Source organism: Bradyrhizobium sp. USDA 10063 (assembly GCF_054063735.1).
This window is the reverse complement of record NZ_JBSSGP010000002.1, coordinates 6,751,074-6,773,726: the sequence shown is the minus strand read 5'-3', so window position 1 is coordinate 6,773,726 and position 22,653 is coordinate 6,751,074. Positions and strand designations below refer to the sequence as shown.

Annotated in this window: 18 protein-coding genes; 9 read left to right on the top strand and 9 right to left on the bottom strand. The window is 61.7% G+C overall.

Annotated features, from left to right (window positions below; translation table 11 throughout):
- Positions 1 to 95: 95 nt before the first annotated feature.
- Positions 96 to 842 (bottom strand): YebC/PmpR family DNA-binding transcriptional regulator, encoded by a 747-nt coding sequence (locus ACVJGD_RS33930; RefSeq protein ID WP_456638283.1) that lies wholly within the window; start codon positions 840 to 842, stop codon positions 96 to 98.
- Positions 843 to 1,042: 200 nt separating this feature from the next.
- Here ACVJGD_RS33930 and ACVJGD_RS33925 point away from each other — a divergent pair, with 200 nt between their 5' ends.
- The 8 genes from ACVJGD_RS33925 to ACVJGD_RS33890 all read left to right on the top strand — a co-directional run bounded on the left by ACVJGD_RS33925 (position 1,043) and on the right by ACVJGD_RS33890 (position 12,179).
- The gene (locus ACVJGD_RS33925; RefSeq protein WP_456638282.1) at positions 1,043 to 2,806 is read left to right on the top strand and encodes a methyl-accepting chemotaxis protein; all 1,764 of its coding nucleotides are present in this window, start codon (positions 1,043 to 1,045) and stop codon (positions 2,804 to 2,806) included.
- A 383-nt stretch (positions 2,807 to 3,189) separates the two neighbouring features.
- Complete coding sequence (locus ACVJGD_RS33920) at positions 3,190 to 3,654, top strand: (2Fe-2S)-binding protein (protein WP_027579314.1); 465 nt, start codon at positions 3,190 to 3,192, stop codon at positions 3,652 to 3,654.
- A 10-nt stretch (positions 3,655 to 3,664) separates the two neighbouring features.
- Positions 3,665 to 5,854: a molybdopterin cofactor-binding domain-containing protein gene (locus ACVJGD_RS33915; RefSeq protein WP_456638281.1), complete on the top strand. Its 2,190-nt coding sequence runs from the start codon at positions 3,665 to 3,667 to the stop codon at positions 5,852 to 5,854.
- Positions 5,851 to 7,194, top strand: a complete 1,344-nt coding sequence (locus ACVJGD_RS33910; protein WP_456638280.1) for a c-type cytochrome — start codon at positions 5,851 to 5,853, stop codon at positions 7,192 to 7,194. Before ACVJGD_RS33915 ends, ACVJGD_RS33910 begins: the two co-directional genes overlap by 4 nt.
- Before the next feature lie 415 nt (positions 7,195 to 7,609).
- Complete coding sequence (locus tag ACVJGD_RS33905) at positions 7,610 to 8,563, top strand: LysR family transcriptional regulator (protein WP_456640459.1); 954 nt, start codon at positions 7,610 to 7,612, stop codon at positions 8,561 to 8,563.
- A 114-nt stretch (positions 8,564 to 8,677) separates the two neighbouring features.
- Positions 8,678 to 9,871: a CaiB/BaiF CoA transferase family protein gene (locus tag ACVJGD_RS33900; protein WP_456638279.1), complete on the top strand. Its 1,194-nt coding sequence runs from the start codon at positions 8,678 to 8,680 to the stop codon at positions 9,869 to 9,871.
- Positions 9,868 to 10,812 carry a hydroxymethylglutaryl-CoA lyase gene (locus tag ACVJGD_RS33895; protein WP_456638278.1) on the top strand — a complete coding sequence of 315 codons (945 nt, stop codon included), beginning with the start codon at positions 9,868 to 9,870 and terminating at the stop codon, positions 10,810 to 10,812. The genes ACVJGD_RS33900 and ACVJGD_RS33895 overlap by 4 nt, the downstream gene beginning before the upstream one ends.
- 38 nt (positions 10,813 to 10,850) lie before the next feature.
- Positions 10,851 to 12,179, top strand: coding sequence for an MFS transporter (locus ACVJGD_RS33890; RefSeq protein WP_456638277.1), 1,329 nt, complete (start codon positions 10,851 to 10,853; stop codon positions 12,177 to 12,179).
- Positions 12,180 to 12,281: 102 nt separating this feature from the next.
- Here the strand turns inward: ACVJGD_RS33890 and phnF are convergent, their stop codons facing one another.
- The 7 genes from phnF to ACVJGD_RS33855 all read right to left on the bottom strand — a co-directional run bounded on the left by phnF (position 12,282) and on the right by ACVJGD_RS33855 (position 19,971).
- On the bottom strand, positions 12,282 to 13,025 hold the full coding sequence (gene phnF, locus ACVJGD_RS33885; RefSeq protein WP_456638276.1) for a phosphonate metabolism transcriptional regulator PhnF: 744 nt from the start codon (positions 13,023 to 13,025) through the stop codon (positions 12,282 to 12,284).
- A gap of 102 nt (positions 13,026 to 13,127) precedes the next feature.
- Entirely contained in the window at positions 13,128 to 14,036 is a 909-nt protein-coding gene (locus ACVJGD_RS33880; RefSeq protein WP_456638275.1) for a phosphate/phosphite/phosphonate ABC transporter substrate-binding protein, read from the bottom strand.
- Positions 14,033 to 14,893, bottom strand: a complete 861-nt coding sequence (gene phnC, locus ACVJGD_RS33875) for a phosphonate ABC transporter ATP-binding protein (RefSeq protein ID WP_456638274.1) — start codon at positions 14,891 to 14,893, stop codon at positions 14,033 to 14,035. The genes ACVJGD_RS33880 and phnC overlap by 4 nt, the downstream gene beginning before the upstream one ends.
- Positions 14,890 to 15,705, bottom strand: a complete 816-nt coding sequence (phnE, locus tag ACVJGD_RS33870; protein ID WP_456638273.1) for a phosphonate ABC transporter, permease protein PhnE — start codon at positions 15,703 to 15,705, stop codon at positions 14,890 to 14,892. Before phnE ends, phnC begins: the two co-directional genes overlap by 4 nt.
- A 101-nt stretch (positions 15,706 to 15,806) precedes the next feature.
- Positions 15,807 to 16,742, bottom strand: a complete 936-nt coding sequence (locus tag ACVJGD_RS33865; protein ID WP_456638272.1) for a TauD/TfdA dioxygenase family protein — start codon at positions 16,740 to 16,742, stop codon at positions 15,807 to 15,809.
- 250 nt (positions 16,743 to 16,992) lie between these two features.
- Positions 16,993 to 18,228, bottom strand: a complete 1,236-nt coding sequence (locus tag ACVJGD_RS33860) for a CHRD domain-containing protein (RefSeq protein ID WP_456638271.1) — start codon at positions 18,226 to 18,228, stop codon at positions 16,993 to 16,995.
- A 177-nt stretch (positions 18,229 to 18,405) separates the two neighbouring features.
- Positions 18,406 to 19,971 (bottom strand): hypothetical protein, encoded by a 1,566-nt coding sequence (locus tag ACVJGD_RS33855; RefSeq protein WP_456638270.1) that lies wholly within the window; start codon positions 19,969 to 19,971, stop codon positions 18,406 to 18,408.
- Between the two features lie 235 nt (positions 19,972 to 20,206).
- Between ACVJGD_RS33855 and ACVJGD_RS33850 the strand changes: the two genes are divergently transcribed.
- Positions 20,207 to 21,979: an adenylate/guanylate cyclase domain-containing protein gene (locus ACVJGD_RS33850; RefSeq protein ID WP_456638269.1), complete on the top strand. Its 1,773-nt coding sequence runs from the start codon at positions 20,207 to 20,209 to the stop codon at positions 21,977 to 21,979.
- Positions 21,980 to 22,165: 186 nt separating this feature from the next.
- On the opposite strand, the gene ACVJGD_RS33845 is transcribed toward ACVJGD_RS33850, so the two are convergent.
- Positions 22,166 to 22,543 carry a hypothetical protein gene (locus ACVJGD_RS33845; protein ID WP_456638268.1) on the bottom strand — a complete coding sequence of 126 codons (378 nt, stop codon included), beginning with the start codon at positions 22,541 to 22,543 and terminating at the stop codon, positions 22,166 to 22,168.
- Between the last annotated feature and the right edge of the window lie 110 nt (positions 22,544 to 22,653).

Below are 22,653 nucleotides of genomic sequence, written 5' to 3'. Positions count from 1 at the left end.
CCTATGGGGTGGTCGCATTCACGGCTCCCCGTCATTGCACAGCAATGACGACCTCTTCGTCCCGGGCTCAAGGCCGGGACGACGAGAGGATGGAGCTACCCGCCCATCTTCGCCATCAGCGCATCCGAGATCTCGAAATTGGCGAACACGTTCTGCACGTCGTCGTGCTCGTTCAGCATGTCGATCAGCTTCAACAGCTTCTCGCCGGTCTCGTCGTCGACGGCGACGGTGTTTTGCGGCTTCCAGGTCAGCGCCGCCTTGCGCGGCTCGCCGAACTTCGCTTCCAGCGCCTTGGCGACCTCGCGGAAGGATTCCTGCGAAGCATAGACCTCGTGGCCGCTTTCGCTCGACACCACGTCGTCGGCGCCGGCTTCGACCGCGGCATCCAGCATCGCGTCGTCGGAGGCGACGCTGTGGTCATATTCGATGATGCCGGTGCGGTCGAACATGAAGGCCACCGAGCCGGTTTCGCCGAGATTGCCGCCGGACTTGGTGAAGTAGGAGCGGATATCGGAGGCAGCGCGATTGCGGTTGTCGGTGAGCGCCTCGACGATCACGGCGACGCCGCCGGGGCCATAGCCCTCGTAGCGGATCTCGTCATAGTTCTCGCCCTCGTTGCCGGCCGCCTTCTTGATGGCGCGCTCGATATTGTCCTTCGGCATGTTTTCCGCCCGCGCGGCAACGATCGCGGCGCGCAGCCGGGGGTTCATGGCAGGGTCGGGGGTGCCGAGCTTGGCCGCGACGGTGATTTCGCGGGCCAGTTTGCCGAACAGCTTCGACTTCTGGGCATCCTGCCGGCCCTTGCGGTGCATGATGTTCTTGAATTGGGAATGGCCGGCCATGCGAGGTCCCTTGGGAATCGTCTCTAAAATAGGGGGTGAAGCGCGGCCTTATAGGCCCCCGACGGCCCGAAATCAAAGACTTGCGGCGCCGTGTCGCCCCGCCGGTCGTACCGCCTGCCGGAAAATCAGGCAGTTGTTAACCGCGATTTCATCCCCTGATGAGAGAATCTACCCATCCATTTCAACTTTCAAGAGCAACCATGGCCTTCGGTTTGTTTCGTAAGCGAGTGCCGGAGCCGGTCGCAGCGGCTGTCGAGTCGAAGGCTCCGGCCGCCGCCGCGGCAATGCCAGTCGATAGCGCCTCCCCGGATACCGGCTCGGCCCAAGAGATCCTGGAATTGCTGGAACTCGAGCTCGGCGGCATGATCCGGCAGCTTGAGCGCGCCGCCCAATCGGTGGCGGGCGGGGCGGAGGCAACGGCGGCCACGCTTGCGACGATCCGCGAGCGCACGGACGCGCTGACCGGCCGCACCAATGCGGCGCAGACTACGGCTGAGACCTTCTCGCAGGCCGCGGACAAGTTCACCGATTCGGCGCAAGGGATTGGCGCGCAGGTGCGCGACGCCGGCCGACTCGCCGACGAGGCCGGAGCTGCGGCGCGCGAGGCCCGCGCCAATGTCGACCGCCTGCGCGAATCCTCCGCCGCGATCGGCAACGTGGTCAACCTGATCGCGCAGATCGCGCGGCAGACTACCCTGCTTGCCTTGAACTCGACCATCGAGGCCGCGCGCGCCGGCGCCGCCGGCAAGGGGTTTGCTGTGGTTGCAACCGAAGTGAAGGCGCTGGCGGTGCAGACCCAGGGCGCGACCGAAGAGATCACCAAAAAGATCGAGGCGCTGCAGAAGGACGCCGCAGGCTCGGCCGACGCCGTGCACCGCATCGCGCAGGCGATCGAGGCGATCCGCCCGGTGTTCGAGCATGTCAGCGGCGCAGTGGCCGAGCAGCACCAGACCACTGGAGAGATCGCGCAGAACGCAGCCTCTGCCTCGAGCTTCATCGTCGCCGTCGGCGACAGCGCCGTCGAGATCGACCAAGCGACCAGGGACGCCGAAGCGCATGGCAAAGACGTCGCCCAGGCGGGCCGGGCGGTGACCAGCTTTGCGCAGAAACTGAAATCGCGCTGCGCGGTGCTGCTGCGGCAGGGCGAGCGTGAGGACCCGCGCAAAGGCGAGCGGCTGCCCTGCAGCCTCAAGCTCGAGATGGCAGCACGCGGCGGCCTCATCACGGCGCCGGTCTACGAGATAGCCATGGACGGCTTCCTGATCTCGGGGCCGGAGGCCGAACGGCTGCAACTGCACCAGAGCCTTACTGCCACGCTGGAGGATGTCGGCGCCGTCAAGATCCGGATCGTCGACAAGACCAAGGCCGGCGCGCAGGCGCGGTTCGAGGCGTTGACCTTGGGGCTGCGCGAAAAGATCGAAGACAAGTTGTGGGCAATCCGCGACGAGAACACCGAGTTCGTCATGCGTGCGATGGAAGCCGGCGTGGCGCTGACCAGGATTTTCGAGGACGGGATCGCGAGCGGCGCTGTTACGATCGAGGACATGTTCGACACCGACTACGTCGAGATATCCGGCACCAATCCGGTGCAGTACCGCACGAAAATACTCGACTGGGCCGACCGCGCGCTGCCGCCATTCCAGGAAGCCTTCCTCGCCAAGGATCCGCGGACGGCGTTCTGCGCCATGATCGACCGCAACGGTTACCTGCCGGTGCACAATCGCGTCTACTCGCATCCGCAGCGGCCGGGCGATGTCGCCTTCAACACCGCCAACAGCCGCAACCGCCGCATCTTCAACGACGCGGCGGGGCTCGCCGCCGGGCGCAACCAGCGCGCCTATCTGATTCAGAGTTACGCCCGCGACATGGGCAACGGCAACATGGTGATGATGCGCGAGATCGACGTGCCGGTCCGCGTGCGCGGCCGACACTGGGGCGGCTTCCGCACGGCCTACAAACTCTGAGTCTGATCGGATCTGCGCTCCCTCTCCCGCTTGCGGGAGAGGGTTGGAGTGAGCGTTTCTCAACGAGTCGCGCTGTTCTTTTGCGTGGAGAGAGCCCTCACCCGGCGCTTACGCGCCGACCTCCCCCGCAAGCGGGGAGGTGAGGCGCCCTCAATCGACTTTATCTTTTCAAAAACGCACGGTTCTGTCGTGCGATCGTCATCGATTTTCGACACCCGCACCCTAGAATGACATACACGATGATACCATGATGATCGTCATTTTATGTATCGTTAGCACGAATTGGCATTGCGAATCATGTCTTCGCTTCCTAGCTCGTTGCGATGCGATACGGTTTCGTTGACGCGTCCGCTGTGCGCGGCCGCTCGATCTGGGGAATGCTTATGGCGACGACACTCACCATCAATGGCGAACAGAAATCCTTCGATGCGCCGCCCGAAATGCCGCTGCTCTGGGTCCTGCGTGACATCTTGGGGATGACCGGTACCAAGTTCGGCTGCGGCATCGCGCAATGCGGCGCCTGCACGGTGCATATCGACGGCAAGGCAGTGCGCTCCTGCGTGCTGCCGGTGAGTGCGGTGCGCGACCGCGCTGTGACGACGATCGAGGCGGTCGGCAATTCGCCTGCCGGCGCGAAGGTGCAGAAGGCCTGGCTCGATCTCGAAGTGATCCAATGCGGCTATTGCCAGTCGGGCCAGATCATGGCGGCGGCCGCGCTCTTGGCCGCGACGCCGAACCCCGATGATTCCGATATCGATGCAGCGATGGCCGGCAATATCTGCCGCTGCGGCACCTATGTGCGGATTCGCGAGGCCATCAAGCAGGCCGCCTCGGGACGTCAGTCGTAAGGGGCGCATCATGCTGACGATTGAAAAGAATTCCGACGGCGTCTCGCGACGCGCGCTTCTCACCGGTGGGCTGGCCACCGGCTTCCTGCTCGCCTTCCATCTGCCGCTGCGCGCGGCGAGCTATGCCATGAACGAGCCGGTGCAGCCGCCCGACGTGACCGCGGGCAAGTTCGCGCCGAACGCCTTCATCCGCATCGATGAGACCGGCAACACCACGCTGATCATGCCGCAGGTCGAGATGGGCCAGGGCACCTACACCTCGATTTCGATGATCCTCGCCGAGGAGCTCGATGCCGATTGGAGCAAGGTCGCGCTGCTGCACGCGCCGCCGGACGACAAGCTCTACGGCAATCCGACCTTCGGCCTGCAGGTGACCGGCAATTCCAATTCGATCCGCGCCTGGTGGAAGCCGCTGCGCACCGCCGGCGCCAGCGCCCGCGCGATGCTGGTGCAGGCCGCAGCCGCCGAATGGCAGGTCGATCCGGCAAGCTGCACGACATCCAAGGGCGAGGTCACGCATACCGCCAGCGGGCGCAAGCTCGGCTATGGCACGCTGGCGCTCGCCGCGCAGAGCCAGACGCCGCCGAAAGACGTCCCGCTCAAGGACCCCAAGGACTTCGTCTATATCGGCCAGTCCTTGAAGCGGCTGGATACGCCGGAGAAGGTCAACGGCAAGGCGGTCTACGGCATCGACGCGCTGCTGCCCGACATGAAGTTCGCGACCGTCGCGGCCTGTCCCGTATTCGGCGGCAAGGTCGCCAAGGTCGACGATACCGCTGCGAAGAAAGTGCCTGGTGTCCGCAAGATCGTCGTGCTTGACGATATGGTCGGCGTGATCGGCGATCACATGTGGGCGGCGAAGAAGGGCCTCGAGGCACTCAAGATCGAGTGGGACGAAGGGCCGAACGCCAAGATCGACTCGAAGGAAATCTGGCAGCATCTGCGCACCGCCAGCGAAAAGGATGGCGCCGTTGCGAAATCCGTCGGCGACATCGCCAAGGGGCTTGCCACCGGCGACAAGTTCGAAGCCAGCTTCGAGATGCCGTTCCTGGCGCATGCGTCGATGGAGCCGATCAACGCCACCGTCCATGTGAAACCGGACTCCTGCGAGATCTGGACCGGCACGCAGATCATGACCCGGGTGCAATCGGAAGCGGCGAAGGCCGCCGGACTTCCGGTCGAGAAAGTGATCGTCAACAACCATCTGCTCGGCGGCGGCTTCGGCCGTAAGCTGGAGCCGGACATGGTTGTCGCCGCAGTGAAGATCGCCAAGCAGGTCGATTATCCCGTGAAGGTGGTGTGGACGCGCGAGGAGGACATCCAGCACGACGTCTACCGCCCTATTTATCGCGACACCGTCACCGCGACGCTGGTCGACGGCAAGGTGGCGGCGTGGAAATACAAGGTCGCCGGCTCGGCGGTGCTGGCGCGCTGGCTGCCGCCGGCGTTCCAGAAGGGCATCGACATCGACGCGGTCGATGCCGCCGTCGACGCGCCCTACGACATCCCGAACTTCCATGTCGAATATGTCCGCGCCGAGCCGCTGGCGGTGCCGACCGGCTTCTGGCGCGGCGTCGGCCCGAACAACAACGTGTTCGCGGTCGAATGCGCGATGGATGAGCTGGCGCGCAAGGCCGGCAAGGACCCGGTGGAATTCCGTCGCAACATGCTGGCGAGCAAGCCGCGGGCGCTTGCAGTGCTCAACTCCGCCGCGGAGAAGGCCAATTGGGGTCAGCCGCTGCCGCCGCGTGTCGGCCGCGGCGTCTGCCTGCAGCCCTCGTTCGAGACCTTCATTGCGACCGTGGTCGAGGCCGAGATCGACGAGATGGGCGAAGTGGCGGTACGCCGTGTCGTCTCGGTGGTCGATACCGGCATCGCCGTCAATCCTGACACCGTGAAGGCTCAGATCGAGGGCGGATTGATCTTTGGCCTGACGGCGGCGCTCTACGGCGAGATCACCATTCACAAGGGCCGCGTGCAGCAGTCCAACTTCCATGACTACCGCATGCTGCGCATCGACCAGACGCCGAAGATCGAGGTGCACGTGGTCAAAAGCGGCGAGCCGCCCGGCGGCATCGGCGAGGCCGGCGTCAATGCCGGACCGCCGGCGCTGCGCAACGCGATTCTTGCCGCAACCGGCGTGGCGCTGCGGCGGATGCCGATTGACCGTTCACTGATCGCCGTGGGGAAGAAGGCATGAGGCCGCCAATGCGTATCCTGTTGAGCCTTGCCGTGATCGTCATCGCGGCGGTGGCGATCGGCGTCTGGGTCGTCCGCGGTCCAGGCCCGCTTGATTTCTCCGGTGGCACCAAGGCGGCCGTCGCCGACTACCGCGCCGGCAAGCCGACCGGCGCACCAGTGGCGCTGGAGAAAGCGAGCCTGGTCGAACGCGGCGAATATCTCGCCAAGGCGGCGGACTGCATGGTCTGCCACACCAAGCCGGGCGGACGCGAATTCGCCGGCGGGCTGGCGTTCAAGCTGCCGTTCGGCACGCTCTATTCGACCAACATCACCCCCGACAGGGACACCGGCATCGGCAATTACAGCGACCAGGATTTCCTGAACGCGGTCCAGCGGGGCAAGCGCCATGACGGAGCGATGCTCTACCCGGCGATGCCCTATCCGTCCTACACCTATATGACGGATGAGGACGTGCTGGCGGTGAAGGCCTATCTGTTCAGCCTGCCGCCGGTGCGCGCGCCGGCGCCGGAGAACACGCTGGCGTTCCCGTTCAACCAGCGCTGGGCCATGCTGTTCTGGTCGGCGGTGTTCAACCCGGACACGCGCTTTGCGCCTGACACCTCGAAGAGCCCGGAATGGAACAGGGGCGCCTACCTCGCCGAAGCACTCGCCCATTGCGGCGAGTGCCATACGCCACGCAATCTCGGCTTCGCGCTCGACAACCGCAAGAAATTTTCCGGCGCGGTGACCGCCGGCTGGCGCGCCTTCAACATCTCCTCCGATAAGGCGACCGGCCTCGGCAATTGGAGCGATGAGGCGCTCGTCTCCTACCTCTCGACCGGCCACGCGCTCGGCCACGGCACCGCTTCCGGGCCGATGGGCGAAGCGGTCGACCACAGCCTGAGCCAGTTCGCGCCGGAAGACGTCCGCGCCATCGCCGTCTACCTGCGCAGCGTGCCGCCGCAGCCCTCGCCCGACCTGCCGGCGACCACGGCACCCGCCGCGCCTGCCTCGCACAAGGAAGGCGTCACGTCGGATGCCCGCGGCAAGATCGTGTTCGAAGGCGCCTGCGTGAGCTGCCACGGTTGGACCGGCGAGAGCCTGGTGTCGCCAATGGCCACACTGACCGGCGCATGGTCCGTGAACGATCCTGCCGCCACCAATGTCGCGCAGATCGTCATATCCGGCACCAAGCGTTTTACGCCCGACGGCGCGCTCTCGATGCCGGCATTCGGCAACGCCTATTCGGATGACGAGATCGCGGCGGTCGCCAACTACGTCACCGCGCGCTTCGGCGCCAAGGGCTCGAAGCTCACGGCCAAGGATGTCGCGGAGCTGCGGCAACAGACGGCGCAATAAGTGTTCGGGATCGCCTCTCCCCGCTCTTGCGGTAGGGCTATCGCATATAGCTGTTTTGGTGGCTGTGAACGAGGGGGGCCTCATGGTTCGAGACGCGCCGCAAGCGGCGCTCCTCACCATGAGGGTCTAAGATTGCGCCGAGAAATTCGACCTCATCCTGAGGAGCCGCGAAGCGGCGTCTCGAAGGATGGGCCGCGAAGGGACCGCCCACCAAGTTTTGTTTCACATGCGATAGGCCCTGGCTCTCGCGGGGAGAGGCTGCGCAAAGTTGCGCTCACATTTTGGTGTTAGAAGATTCTCGGCGCAATGCTGCACCAGTTGGTATGAGATTCTGATATCACTCGATTCCTCTTCAATATTTGAGAAATTGCCGGTCTTCTGTTGCGATACGGTTGCGCAGCCTGGGACATTGGTGATGCAAAAGACACAGCCGGTTCCGTCAAGCGTACCGTACAAGATCGATCTCGTTCGACGCATTGACCTGACGACTTTGCGGTTATTCATCGCAATCTGCGAAGAAGGTAATTTGACGCGTGCATCGCAAAGAGAGGCGATAGCACCTTCCGCAGTCAGCAAACGCATGCACGACCTTGAGCAGGCGCTTCAGGTCGCCCTGTTCGAGAGACACCCAAACGGAATGACACTGACGCCGGCCGGCGAATCGCTGTTGCATCACGCGCGCGTCACGCTGCTCAACATCGAGAAGATCGCGGTCGACATGGCGGAGCACGCGCGCGGCGTGCGTGGACATGTGCGAATGCTGGCAAACCTGTCGTCAATCGTCGAGTTCCTGCCGGACGATCTGCCCGGATTCTTTCGCTCTCATGAGTTGGTGCGGCTCGATCTTCAGGAGCGCCCCAGCGCCGAGGTCGTTCGCGGTGTCGAGGAAGGCGTCGCGGATATCGGCATCTGCTCTGCGGACGTCTCTACGCGCGGACTGGAGCGGTATTCGTACCGAAGGGATCGCCTCGTTATCGTGGTAAGGTCCGATCATCCGCTGGCGCGCGCAACGAAAGTCTCCTTCGCCGATACGCTGGACTACGATCATGTGGGCCTTTTCGCTACAAGCTCGATCTATCTTCGCTCGCAATACACGGCGCAACAGATCGGCAAGTCGATCAGGCTAAGAGTCCACGTCCCCGGTTTCGATGCTGTCTGCCGGATGGTGCAGGCTGGAATGGGCATCGGCTTGATCCCGAACCGCGCATTTGACGTCTTGAGCCACGGCATGGATTTGTCCGCCGTGGAGCTGAGCGACGAATGGGCGGACCGTGAGCTGGTGCTGATTGCCAGAGATCCCGCAGGGCTGTCGGCCACCAGTCGATTGATGCTCAATCACCTCAGACATTCCGGCAGTTCCGTGCACTAATCGCGCGTCGCGCGCGTTCGTCATCTGCGAACGCGCGTTCATCAACGGATATTGGACTTAGGCCCGCCTGCTCGGCGACACCTCGACAAAACAACGTGTCGAGGAGCGCCAGAGGTGGACGGGCCACTATCCGGTATTCGAGTTGTCGAACTGGGAACACTGATTGCGGCACCATTTGCCGCGCGGTTGTTTGCCGAATTCGGCGCGGACGTCATCAAGGTTGAACAGCCCGGGATTGGAGATCCCCTGCGCAAGTGGCGAAAGCTCCATCAAGGGACATCGCTCTGGTGGTATCTGCAATCCCGCAACAAGAAGTCGATCGCGATTGATCTGAAGTCAGCGGAAGGGCGTGCCGTTGTTCGCCGCCTGGCTGTTCAAGCCGATGTCGTGATCGAGAACTTCAAGCCGGGCAACCTTGAGAAGCTCGGCCTCGGCTGGGACGTGCTCTCGGCGCTCAATCCCAACCTGACCCTGGTGCGTATCTCCGGCTACGGGCAGACCGGTCCTTACCGCGATCGATCGGGGTTCGGCGCCATCGGCGAAGCCATGGGCGGATTGCGATTCACCACCGGTGATCCGGAGAATCCGCCGGCACGCGTCGGCATCAGCATCGGCGATAGTCTCGCTTCGCTGCACGGTGTGATTGGGGCGCTCATGTCGCTGCTGCGGGTCAAGACAGGCCAGGGCAAGGGGCAGATCGTCGACGTCTCTCTCTACGAGAGCGTGTTCAACCTCATGGAAAGTCTGGTTCCCGAGTATGATCTCATGGGCCATGTCAGGACCCGCACCGGCGGAGCACTACCCGGCATAAGTCCCTCCAACACCTATCCAAGCTCAGATGGAAGTCATGTTGTCATCGCCGGTAACAGCGACACGATATTCAAGCGTCTGATGCGCGTCATCGACCGGCCGGATCTCGGTGAAGATCCGATGCTCGGCAACAACGACGGACGCGTGCGCAGGAATGCGGTCCTCGATGCCGCCATCAGCGCATGGACCTCGCAACGAACCATCGACGAGATCCTGTCTCGCCTTGATGCGGCCGACGTCCCCGCGGCTCGAATCTATTCGGTCGCCGATATCGTGGACGACCCCCACTACGCTGCCAGAGACATGATCCGGCCGACCGAGCTTCCCGGCGGCGTCACCGTGAAGATGCCGGGCATCGCGCCGAAGCTATCGGATACGCCTGGCGGCGTAAGGTGGCCAGGTCCGACACTCGGGCAACACACCGACGAGGTGTTGAAGTCGCTCGGCATGGATGAGGCCGACATCGTGCAACTGCGCCGCATCGGAGCGGTGCAATGACCGCCGAGCTGCCGGACATTCTGATCCAGGAAGTGGCGCCACGCGACGGGTTGCAGATCGAGACGCGATGGATCGAGACGGACGATAAGGTACGGCTGATCGATTCCTTGTCGGCAATCGGTTTTCGGCGCATCGAAGTCTCATCATTCGTCTCGCCAAAGGCTGTCCCTGCGCTTCGGGACGCAGGAGACGTATTTGCCAGCATCAGGCGGCGCCCCGGAACGATCTACACGGCGCTGATTCCGAATCGGAAAGGCGCTGAGCTCGCTTTGGCAGCGCGTGCCGACGAGCTCAATTTTGTGATGTCGGCAAGTGAGACACACAATCGCGCCAACATGAACATGACGCATGATCGCTCACTCGCGTCCCTTGCCGAAATCGTTGACCCGGCTTGCACGGCTGGCGCTTTGGTCAATGCCACGATCGCGACGGCGTTCGGCTGCCCATTCGAGGGAGTACAGCCCTCCGGAAAGGTCCTGGACATCGTCAAACGGTACCTCGATCTCGGTGCCGACGGCATAACGCTCGCGGATACCACGGGCATGGCCAACCCCAATCAGGTCTCGCGATTGGTGGCCGAGGTCCTGACTGTTCTTCCCTCGGACAAGCTCACGCTCCATTTCCACAACACGCGGGGCCTCGGGCTGGTCAATGTGCTCGCGGCCTACAACAGCGGTGCACGCCGCTTCGATGCGGCGCTGGGCGGATTGGGTGGTTGCCCATTTGCGCCGGGCGCGACCGGGAATGTTTGCACCGAAGACCTGGTCAATCTCTGCCATGAAATCGGCCTGAGGACCGGCCTCGACCTCGATCGCTTGATCGATCTTTCGAAGCGATTGCCCGCATTGGTCGGACATGACGTGCCGGGCCAAGTCGCAAAGGCCGGGCGTCCGCTGGATCTGCACCCCATTCCAGAACGGTTACGGCAGCAGCCCGCCTGAGCAACCTGCAATCACATCAAAAAATAACGGAGGAAATCATGACGGTCACCACGGCGCCTGATGCGGGCCTCGATGCGACGATCAGCGAGCAGCAGGTCATCAGCAAGATAGGTTGGCGCCTGATGCCGCTGATCATCGTCTGCTATTTTTTTGCATTCTTCGATCGTGTGAACATCAGCTTCGCCAAAGCACCGCTGCAGGCGGATCTCGGTCTAAGCAACACAGCTTATGGGTTCGGCGCGAGCCTGTTTGTCGTCGGCTATGTCCTGCTTGAGGTACCGAGCAACATGCTTTTGTATCGCTTCGGCGCCCGACGCTGGATCGCCCGCATTATGATCTCTTGGGGGCTCGCGACAGCAGCCATGGTCTTCGTCCATACCGAATGGCAGTTCTACGCACTGCGCTTCGTGATCGGCGCCATGGAAGCCGGATTCGCTCCCGGCATTCTCTACTATCTGACTCTTTGGTTCCCAAAATCCCATCGCGGACGCATGACCTCGGTCTTTTTTCTCGCGACTGCATTTTCGGGAATCATCGGAGCGCCGATTTCGGGCCTCATTCTCAACTATATGAACGGGCTGCACGGTTTGGCCGGCTGGCAATGGTTGTTCCTGGCCGGTGGTCTTCCGTGCGTCGTTCTGGGACTGGTTGTCCTGCTTCGATTTGACGACAGCATTGATCATGCGAAATGGCTGAGCAACGACGAGCGTCGTCTTATCTCGGCGCAATTGGACCGCCAGAAGAGCGAAATTGGCGAGCGTTCAGCTTGGCAGGCGTTGCTCATGCCTGGCGTGCTGCTGCTTGGGTTTATCTACTTTCTGATTCAGATCGCGTCCTATGGACTCAATTTCTGGGCGCCGGATCTCATAAAGACGGCTGGCGGGGGAAGCGCGAGCGCAATCGGCTTCCTGACCGCTATTCCTTATATTTGCGGCGCCATCTGCATGTTGATCGTCGGGCGGCTCTCTGACGCATCCGGTGAACGTCCGAAGTTTGTTGCCGGGCTTGTCTTGGCCGCAGCGTTCGGCTTCCTTGCTACCGGCATTTTCGACAAGAGCGTTCCCTTCCTGGTTGGTGCGCTTGCCGTGCTCGGGGGCGGCGTGGTCGCATCAATCCCGACATTTTGGACATTGCCTCCGAAGATACTGACGGGCGCCGGAGCCGCGAGCGGGATCGCCCTTATCAACACGTTGGGTCAGGTTGGCGGCATTGTGAGTCCGGTCATGGTCGGTTCAGTCAAGGATCTGACAGGCAGCACGACGCCGGCGCTGTACGTCATCGCTGGTCTTTGTGTGTTCTGCGCAGTACTTTTGTTGACGGCGCTTCCTCGTGAGCTCAGATCCAAAGACTTTCGCAAGCCGAGATAGGAACGCATCGCACGCTTGGCCGACGCGAAGGGAGCCGCGTGATCGGCCATCATCGTCTCAGTCAGTTCCGATCGAATCAGAACCGAAGCTTGCCCACGCCATTTACGGGTCCGAGACCTCGAACATCAACTGTACACGTAGCGCGGACATCCTCGCGATGGTGAAAAGCACCGGCGGCCCGTCGGGCACAACATTGACACTGTTGATGACGAGAATCGGCTGGCTCCGTGGCTGACTTAAACGCTTGGCCTCTTCTTCGGACGGCAGGCGTGCAATAACCCGGCTGGATTTCCGGAGATAATCCGAAACTCCAAATTCCTTGAGTGCCAGGGAGATCGACCCCGTCTTAAGGAAGGCATCCCGCATTCCCCGGAAACGATCTCTCGCGACATAGTGAGAGGCGAGGCTCATGGGACGGCCGCTTACATGACGCAGCGTGGTCAGCACAATCACATGCTGGCCGCGTCGCAGACCGAGCGCATCGGCGACATCCTCACTGGCCTTTTCTTCCGCCGAGTCCAGGAGTTGCGCATGGTGCTCCAGGCCGGACCGTTCCGCGTTCTCGCTGAATCGTGTCCGCCGTCCGATGCGATATTCGAGCGTCTCCTCTTCGATGAAGCTGCCCCGGCCCTTCTCGATCCGAACCAAACCATCCGCCGCAAGTTCTGCCAGCGCACGCCGGATCGTATGGCGGTGGACACCAAACGAGGTCGCGAGCACGCTCTCGCTCGGCAGGCGGCCATCCACCGCGATGTCGCCGGAGATGACGGCCTCTTCGAGTTTCTCCTTGATATCCTGCCAGCGGTTGCTGTTCGCGAGACTTGCGCGATTGGTTGCGAACGACATTCCCTAGACCTTAAATAGTTTTCAGTCTGCGCCGATGATACTGCGCACCTGTCCTTCGGCCGTCGGTGAGGTTGCACGGCCGTTGTTCTTCATAGCAAAATCTTACGGCGCCTTGAGTAGCCCCAGCGTAACACCCGCATCCTCAATGAGACGGTAATCGCTGTCCTGGGTGGCCGCGAAGCCGGTATAGTGTTTTGGCATGAGCTTCCTGGCCTCATCCTCGCTCAGATCGAGCAGCACGCGCTTGACGGTGTCAAACGTGTGCTGATCGAGATCCCCGCGGGCGGCGATCAGGCTGTTTGGAATGGGATCGGACTGCCAGACGATGTTGGACGCTTCGGCTTTCAGTGTTCCGTTGTCGATCATAAGCTGCCGGTTGCGGTCGTTGTCGGTGGCGAAATCTACCTGGCCGTTCGCAACGGCCGTTTCATTGGCGGCGTGCGTTGCGCCGTCCCTATACCGGAAGTAGGTTTTCGGGTCGATGCCCTGTTGCTTGAACCAATAGCTCGGAATCAGCCAGCCCGATGTAGAGCCGACATCGGCAAAGGAAACGCGCAACCCCTTCGCATCCTGCGGCCACTTGGCATTGGCCAGTTCCTTCCGTGCCACCACGATCGCGCGGTACGTCGTCAGGCCATCCAGCTTCGCCACCGCCATGGGAATCACGCGGCCTTCGCGCTTGGCCAGAATGTAGCCCCACGCGCCGATAAATGAGACGTCGATCTTTCCGCTGGCGAGTGCAACAGATATCCCCGCCCAGTCGGTCGTCGCGACCAGCGTGTACGGACGCCCGAGCTTTTCAGCGATCTGCTTGAACAAGGGCTCCCAAGCGCGGCGGGAATCGTCAGGCGTCGGCAGCGTCGGACCCACGCCAAAACGGATTGGCTCGCCTTGGGCGGCTGCTCTGCTTCCTCCGGACATCAGAAGAGCCGCGGTCGCAACGGCGCCGACGCAGGCTGTGCGACGCGTGATCGATGCACCATTTCCGAATGCGGACGACAGTTTATTCATCGGCAGTTTCCATGATTGATATTCAGAAGGAGATGGCCGGAGCGGGCTCCAGCATTTTCCGGCCGGGCGCGAGATCGGCGCTGGCGCGATTGACCGTAGATTGTTTCGAGCGATTTGCTGTCGACCTCGCCGACTGCAGCGTCGATAACGATCCGCCCAGCCCGCAAGCCGATCACGCGATCGGCAAAGTTCAGCGCAAGATCGGTCTGATGCAGGCTGCACAGGACTCCAAGCCCCTGATCGTGGGCAACCTCCTGTAAGGTTTCCATCACGCCAGAAGCGGATTCAGGGTCGAGGCTCGCAACAGGTTCATCAGCAAGAATGAAGCGGCATTCCTGCGTGATCGCGCGCGCAATGGCCACCCGCTGCTGCTGTCCGCCGCTCAGCCGGTCGACTCGCTGATGGAGCAGATCGGCAAGGCCAACCTGCTCCAGCGCGGCCTCCGCGCGCGCAATGTCCTCCCGCGCAAACTTTCGAAGCAGAACGCGCCATGTCGGTGCATGACCCAGTCGTCCGACAAGCACGTTCTGGAGCGCGGTCATCCGCTTGATCAGATTGAACTGCTGGAAGACAAATCCCATCTCGCGCCGCGCTTCGCGGAGCGCCCGGCCATTCAGCCGATCGAGGCGCCGCTCGCCATCGAAAGTGACAGCCCCCGAATTCGGCGACACCAGACCGGTAATAACCTTGAACAGGGTTGTCTTGCCTGCACCGCTCGAGCCTATCAACGCCACGAACTCGCCTGCCGCAACGCTGAAATTCAGATCGTCAATAATTGGCTTGTCGCCGTAGCGCTTCGAAAGATGTTCAACCTTCAGGATGGGCTTGTCGCCCGCGGGAAGGCCGCTGGCTGTCATATCATCCTCCGCCTGATCGCGGCACTTAGCTGATCGACGATGGTGACCATGACAAGGATGATCACCAGGATGGTCAGAATCCGTGGGAAGAACAGAAGATCGACGCTATTCTTCAGCTCCTGACCGATTCCCCCGGCTCCGACGAGACCGAGGACGGTCGATGAGCGGATGTTGAGCTCAAGTGCGTAGAGCGCGACCGAGGTGAGGGCCGGCATGATATCCGGCAACAGCGCGTAGGACATGACCTTGAGACGCGTCGCGCCCGTCAGCATGGCGGCATCGAGCGGCCCCTGATCGACCTCTTCGATCGCTTCGGACCAGAGCTTGGCGATAATGCCAGCGGTGTGAACGCTCACACCAAGGACACCAGCAAAGGGACCTAACCCCACAGCGACGACAAACAGAATGGCGAAAATGAACGAGTCGATCCCGCGCAATCCATTGAGCAGCCAGCGCGCCGCGAGGTATAGCCAATCGAACGGGTTCAGGTTGCGCGCAGCCAGGACACAAAGCGGAGCCGCGATCGCGGCGCCAATGGTTGTGCCGACCAAAGCCATCGCGACGGTTTCTGCCGCGCGCAACAGCAGCAGATCAAGTCCCTTGATGTCCGGCGGCCATGCCTTGGCGATCCACGACAACATCTGTGGCGTGCCTTCGACAAGGCGCCGCAGATCGAAGTCGACGAGATTCAGGCTGTACCAGTAGACGGCGACGATGCAGCCGCCAATCGCAAGGCGAATGAGACCAGACCGGAGGTGACGGCGATCGGCCCGTGAGCGAGCAAGTGCACCTGAGACAATGACGTCAGACATAGCGGCAGCTCGCGGAGCGATGGATCAGCATGAGGAATTGGCCCGAAGTCGCGTCGTCGCGGTTCTGGACCGCAGACATAGTGGAAAGAGCGCGAGGCGGCTTACGCTGGAACAGGTACCGTGCCCTTGGTCGTGATGCGGAACATCCGCCTCACCGCAGTAGCGGGAAGCTCGTCGGTCGTCGCACAATGATTGGTGCAGCGATTGTCCCAGACCACGACATCGAACGGCTTCCAGACGTGCCGATAGACATATTTCGGGCTGAGGATGTGGGCGCCAAGCTCCTCAATCAGCGCCAAGCCTTCCTGTTCTTCCATGCCTTCGATCCCCTTGAGGCCGGAGATGAGACTTGGCGCGATAAATAGAGACTCCGCTCCTGTTTCGGGATGGCGACGGACCAACGGATGGATCACTTCCGGAGTCGCCCTCTGCTCGCTTTCGGTCAGCGCGTTCCAGCGAGCGCCCGGATGTGAACGGTCGGGAGACCACCGGTATTCGTGGCGGACGCGCAGCCTTCGCAGTTCGGCCTTGCGCGCCTCGGCAAGATCGGCAAACGCCGCCGCCGTATCCGCAAAGATCGTATCACCGCCTTCGCTCGGCACCTCTGTACCGAGCAGGATGGTAGCGGCCGCAGGGACCGCCTTGTACGAATAATCCGAGTGCCAACCGGCACCAAACGTCTTCATTTGCGGATTGCGTCCAACCTCGTCCTGGTTGGACAGGATCGTAAGTTCGGGCTGCTGGGGATGACGCATCGAAATCACGTGATGCGGCTCTGCCTCTCCGAAGATCGCACCGAAAGCAGCGAATGCCGCGGGCGTAATGTTCTGATTTCGCAGCACGATCACCTTGTGATCGAGGTAAGCGCGACGGATGACGTCGCGATGCTCGACGACCGACGCTTCGGAAATCAGGAGGTCCTGAAGCTCACCTACGAATGTCGGAGCGAGACGCTGGACAGTCGGGAATTGCCGAGAAACGTCCATCGAGATCCACCTCCAATGCCAGGCTTCGACATAGTTGTTGTCGCGATTCATCGACAACTTGTCTGTACATGTTGGCTGACCCTAACCGCTGGGCAGTGAAGCTTTGATGACGGCGGCGCGAAAATTATCCGTAGAATTCTTGACGCTTCAAAATTCAATGGCTGGGCATAAGAAACCTCAAGCCCGCGCGCCTAACAGATATCTAGACAGGATTTACATCGAGCGTGGCGACCTTGGCCGACCTGCCGGCGCCCTGCCGCGCCTGCCTCGCACAAAGAACCCGGGCTACGAGACGCCGCTGTTACATGAGTTGAAAGTCGTCGGCGCTGAACTCGGCCAAGGTGCGGCCCAGAAACAGCACGCTATTGCCGCCGCCCAGATCCAGCTCGGTGCCGAGCGGCTGCGCGGTCAGCGCTGCCAGGGGGTCGAAACTTGCACCGAACCCCTCCAACTGGACAACGTCTTCAGACGGATCGAAATCGGTGATGATGTCGTCGCCGGCCCCGTTGTCCCGGAACACGAAGACATCGGCGCCATCGTTGCCGGTCAGGAAGTCATTGCCGCGTCCGCCTTCGATGGTATCGGCGGCGTTTCCGCCGATCACGACATCGTCGCCCCTATCGCCAAACAGCTTGTCGCTTGCGGTAGCGTCCTCCGGCGATGTCGCGAATGCCCGAATGAGGTCGTCTCCGGCGCCACCGTGGATCTCGTCGGCCGCAACGTTGCCGCCGAGAATGGTATCATTACCGCGACCACCGAACACGACATCACCCGTCGGATCGTTCCACGCGATAAAGTCGTCGCCGGCACCGGCCTGTACAATATCCCTGCCGGCCATGCCGCCGATCCGGTCGTCGCCTGCTCCGCCGAGCACGACGTCGTTGCCTGCACCGGTGTTGATGTTGTCGTTCCCCCGTCCACCGGACAGGAAATCGTTGCCATCACCGCCTTCGATCGTGTCATCCCCCGCACGGCCCAGGATGACATCATCGCCGCCTAGTCCAGGGAGCAGGTCGTTCCCTGCCGTGCCTTCCACGACGTTCGCGTTGTCATCCGCGATGGCGACCAGTTGGCCCCGGATTTCGCCACCCATAAACTGGTTGGTATGCACGTTGAAATAGAGCGGAACTTCGGATCCCACCGGGGCCGAACCGAGTGTGGCGGCGAAGTCGGCGATAGAAACGTTGGCCGGGTCCGTGGTCTCCCAGCGGCCGCTCACCATCCAGGAGCCATCCGCGTTCAGCGTGATGGCAAGATCGTCGTTATCCTGGGCCGGATTGATCTGCCCGAACACAACGGGCCCGTTTACGCCTCGCACCTGATTGTGAAAATGCGTGCTGGTGACATCGTCGAGGGTTGTCGGGGTCTGCGCGGGCCCACCGATAGCCGGGCCATAGTCGACGCCTTCAATCCGAAACGAATAGGTCGCAGCTACTGCCGCACTGTCAAAGATGACAGTTCCTAGGCCGCTTGCCGTCGAGTCGTTCGGGGGGACTTCCTGGCTGCCTTCGAGAACCACGCGGAACGCTGTGGACATGAGATCCTCCATGAGGCGTTAAGGATCTACTCTGGCCGCCAGCGGCGATGAGGCACTGGCAACGCCGACGGCGCTCATGTTGCCTTAAACAACCGCAAAGTGTTGTAAAGTAGGCAGGCCGACCAATCATATGTTAGCTTCGGCGCATCTGCCGACGTCATTCTTCGCAGATCACCGTTACTCTGTTCCGATTTGATTTCGAAGACTGCCGCTCCTTGGGCCGAAACGCATCGCACGTCTGATCGTCGCGGATAGAGCCGCGTGATCAGCCGCTATCATCTCAGTCAGTTCGACGACGAAAAGGGACAGCATGAGGCCCACCATCGGCACTGCGGGAATCAGATATCGCGAGACATCGAGGGTATGGGCGCCGGCGGCGGTTGCGATCGAAGCCACCCACATCGCGATCACGATGCCTGCACGCGTCACGAAAGCGCGGCGCCGACGCCGCACAGCGGCCACCGTCCAAAATATCACAGCGATAACGAAGGTCGCGGACAATGCCTTGAACAGATAGGCTGACATGCCCGGGAAATCCGACAATAGGCCGATCCGAACTGGTCCGCCTTTTAGATCGATCGCCTGAGCCGCTCGGCCATGCCGTGTCATGATCTCGGACACATGCGGCACGTCGTCGCTGGACACCGGTATGGCAGGCTCGAGTCCGTAAGGCGGCCATGCCAGCGAGAGGCCATAAGCCATCTGACGGACGAACTTGCCTGCGTAGGCCAGCGGTCGGTCGTGCACGGCGGCCAGAAAGATGCGCCGATAGACTGACGCCGCACTGACGACATGTCCGGTATCGTCGGCGAGATCTCGATCCAATTCGGTGTCGAACAGGCACGCATCGCCGAAGAACCCGAGCACGGGCCAGCGGCCCGGCTCCGCAGCGAAGTCGGCGGCAAGCCGCGCCATCGTGGCATCAGCGCGGTCGCCCGCCGCCGATACGATCTCGCGTCGTGCTGCATCGCTTGCAAGTACGATGTTCAGGTGATTGCAGAACAGCGTCTTGGGGACGAACACCGCCGAGGCCTGGTCGGAGTTCAAAGCTCCGAACCGAGAGCCGACGAGGAGGAGCGCCAGCGCCGTCGCGACGGAAGCGGCCAGCACGGCAAGGCGCGCGGGCGTTGCCGGCCGGGCAAGGTAGGCGCCCACCAGGATGGCCGCGATCAGGACAAGGAATCCCTGCGATCTCAGGCACGCCGCAAACGCCGCGCACAGGATGGAGGCAACGACCATGCAGCATCGCACCGCCCCGTTGACGCAGGTGGCAATGAGCAATCCAACCATCGCCAGATTGAGGAAGACCGCAAAGAGAAGCTCTGCGGTGAGGACGCTCCTGAACAGCAGCAGGCCCGGATATGTCGCGACGAGGATGATCGGCACGAGCCCACCGGCGTTGCGCGTCGCCGCCTGCGCGGATGCTGCAAGCGCCAGCATCAAAACGACCCACGCCGCCTGCTGCACGCGCACCACCGTTCCGAGGTCACCTCCCAACGCAAACATCACGGCCAGAAACGTCGGGTAGCCCGGATCGCGCCCACCCGCCACGGTCGGCCGTCCTGCCTCGAGCGTGCGAAGCGCGGATTCCACAAAGGGCGGCGTGTCGCCCCAGATGACCGGGACCGCCGGCCTGAACGAGACGAGAATTGCCAAGAGCAGCGTGGCCCACGCCACCACGGCCCATGGCCGCCACGGCGACCCTACGCCGCCCCAGCAGGTGGCTCCGCTCCTTGTACGCACTGGAGTTTCGTGGTCGGGCCGCACGATCGCCGTCCACACGGGGTGAAGTTCCGCCCCGGCTTCATGCTAGACCAGGATGCTCCACAAGACCATCGGAGGGCACGACGCTCTCGTCTCTCTTACGAGGGTCACTCGGCATGACCGGCTCGGCGGCATCGGCCCTGCTTGACGACGGACTGCTGGTCGCCGCTACCCAATACGAGTAAGCTGTTCTCAATCCATCCCGGAGGTAAGCGTGGCCACGGCGCACCTGGAGCGACGGCTCACCGCTATCCTCGCCGCCGATGTCGCTGGCTACAGTAGGCTGACCGGCCTCGACGAGGAGGGCACGCATGTCCGGTTAAAGGAACATTTGCGTGCCCTCGTCAATCCCAAGATTGGTGAACACCGCGGACACGTCGTTAAGAACACCGGCGACGGCATCCTGGCCGAGTTCAGCAGCGTCGTGGATGCCGTTCGCTGCGCCGTCGACGTGCAACGCGGCATGGTTGAACGCAACAGCGCGCTGCCAAGAGAGAGGAGGATCGAGTTCCGCATCGGCATCAATGTTGGCGACGTCATCATCGATGACGATGACATCTTCGGCGATGGAGTGAACGTGGCGGTGCGCCTGGAAGGGATTGCGGAGCCTGGCGGCATCTGCGTTTCGGATCGCGTTCAGGAGTACGTACGAGGCCAATTCGCGATTGCTTTCGAGGACGCAGGCGAGCAACGCCTCAAGAACATAGCCAGGCCGGTGCGTGCCTACGCGATCAAGATTGGAACGACCGCTGGATTCCCGGTGGGCTCGGTAACCCGCGATAGCGCGATGGAGGTGCGCGCCGAAAAGCCCGGTGTGGCTGTACTCCCATTGGCCGACCTGGGCGGCGAAACGTCACAAGAATACTTTGCAGATGGTGTTACGGAAGACCTGATTTCCGGCCTATCGAGGGTCCGATGGCTGCGCGTCATCTCTCGCAGCTCCAGTTTCAGTTTTAAGGGCAAGCAGGCTGATCCAAAACAGGTCGCAAACGACCTCGGGGTCCGTTACATCGTTGGCGGCAGCATCCGGCGGGCCGGAAACCGGGTACGAATAGGCGTTGAGCTGGTAGATGGATCGAATGGGATTCAACTCTGGTCTCGTCACTACGATCGCCTGCTCCAAGACATCTTCAACGTTCAAGACGAGATTGTGCAGACTGTCCTCGGAGCAGTCGAGCCCGAGATGACCGCTGCCGAATGGGAGCGCGCGCGCTCAAGACCCGCCAACAATCTCGACGCGTGGGATCAGTACCGACGCGGGACTTGGCACCTTTACCGCTTCGGTTCAGACGACATTCGTGCTGCAAAGAAGCACTGTCGCGCAGCGATCGCCTCGGACGGTCAGTTTGCACAGGCGTATGCCATGCTTGGATATGCTTGCCACTTGTCCTTGATATTCGACTACGTCAGCAATCGTTCCGGGACCCTCCGTGAGGGCCTTAAGGCCGCCAAACGCGCTATCGAGCTTGACGGGCGCGACTCTTTTGCTCACGCCATTCTCGGTAGGCTTTACATGATGGGGCGAGAGCACGAGCTGGCGGTCGAAAAGACGCATGAGGCAATCGAGTTGAACCCCCACTCCCCGCAAGCCCACTATGGATTGGGGTTCGCCCTTGTGGTCGCGGGTCAGCCAAGAGAAGCGATCGGGCCACTTCTAAAGGCGGTTGAGCTCAGTCCACGGGACCCGAATCTGGCCTCCTACGGTACGGTGTTGGCAACGGCCTATCTTCTGCTGGATAACCCGGCAAAATCAGTGGAGTGGGCCCAGATCGCAACTCGGCAGGTATCGTCGCATTTCATTGCTCACATGCTGCTGGTGATCGCTCTCGCCAAGAACGGCGATATGCAAGGCGCACAGAGGGCTCGGAAAAGCCTGTTGGCACTCAAGCCGGATTTTCGGCGGGACTACATCAGGCGTTGCTGGCCCTTCAAACGTCGCAGCGACGAGATACTTCTGACCGAAGAGTTGCGAAAATTGAACGTGTGACAACACCCGGCTTCGCTAAGCGTAAGCGGCTGGACGCTCCCAGGCTTCCGCCAGAATGTTGGCTCTTCGGGGTACAGCTCACTTCTACCCACAGCCAACTATCCAGCGCCCTTACGCGACCCGACCTCGCCGCGTTCGAGTTTGCGCCAATTCGACGCCTCCACCATGCTATGTGCACGAGGAACGCTATTTGATTGTCGCGTTCACTGTAATCACCGTTGTACCGGAGGCCGTCGGCCCTTGTCCCGTTGCCTTGATGGCAAAAGTATCGCTTCCCTTATACTTGGCCTTCGCCTTGTATTCGTAGGTAGTTGTGTTGATCTTCTTCAACCTGCCGTGCGCCGGCTTTTGTAAAATGTCTGAGCTACTCACCGTGCCGCGCATCGTGATCGGAAACAGGCAGCTTGCTCCGGACGCGACGCTAATGTCGCCGGTCGAATTCTCGCCCCAATCCGCTACTTCCAGTAGCTTTGGACAGTCAGAAGCGGCCATCGCGGCAGACACGGGCATTGAGCCTGTAGCTCCAACGATAAGCGCCGAAGCAACGACTTTAGACAACAGCATAGTAGACCTCCTCGTTCTCGAGCAGACCCTATATTGATCAGGGTTTCTTTAGATGGCCGCGATTGGAGCTATGTCTTTCGGTCTGTTTAGGCATCAGCATGTTGGTGGTT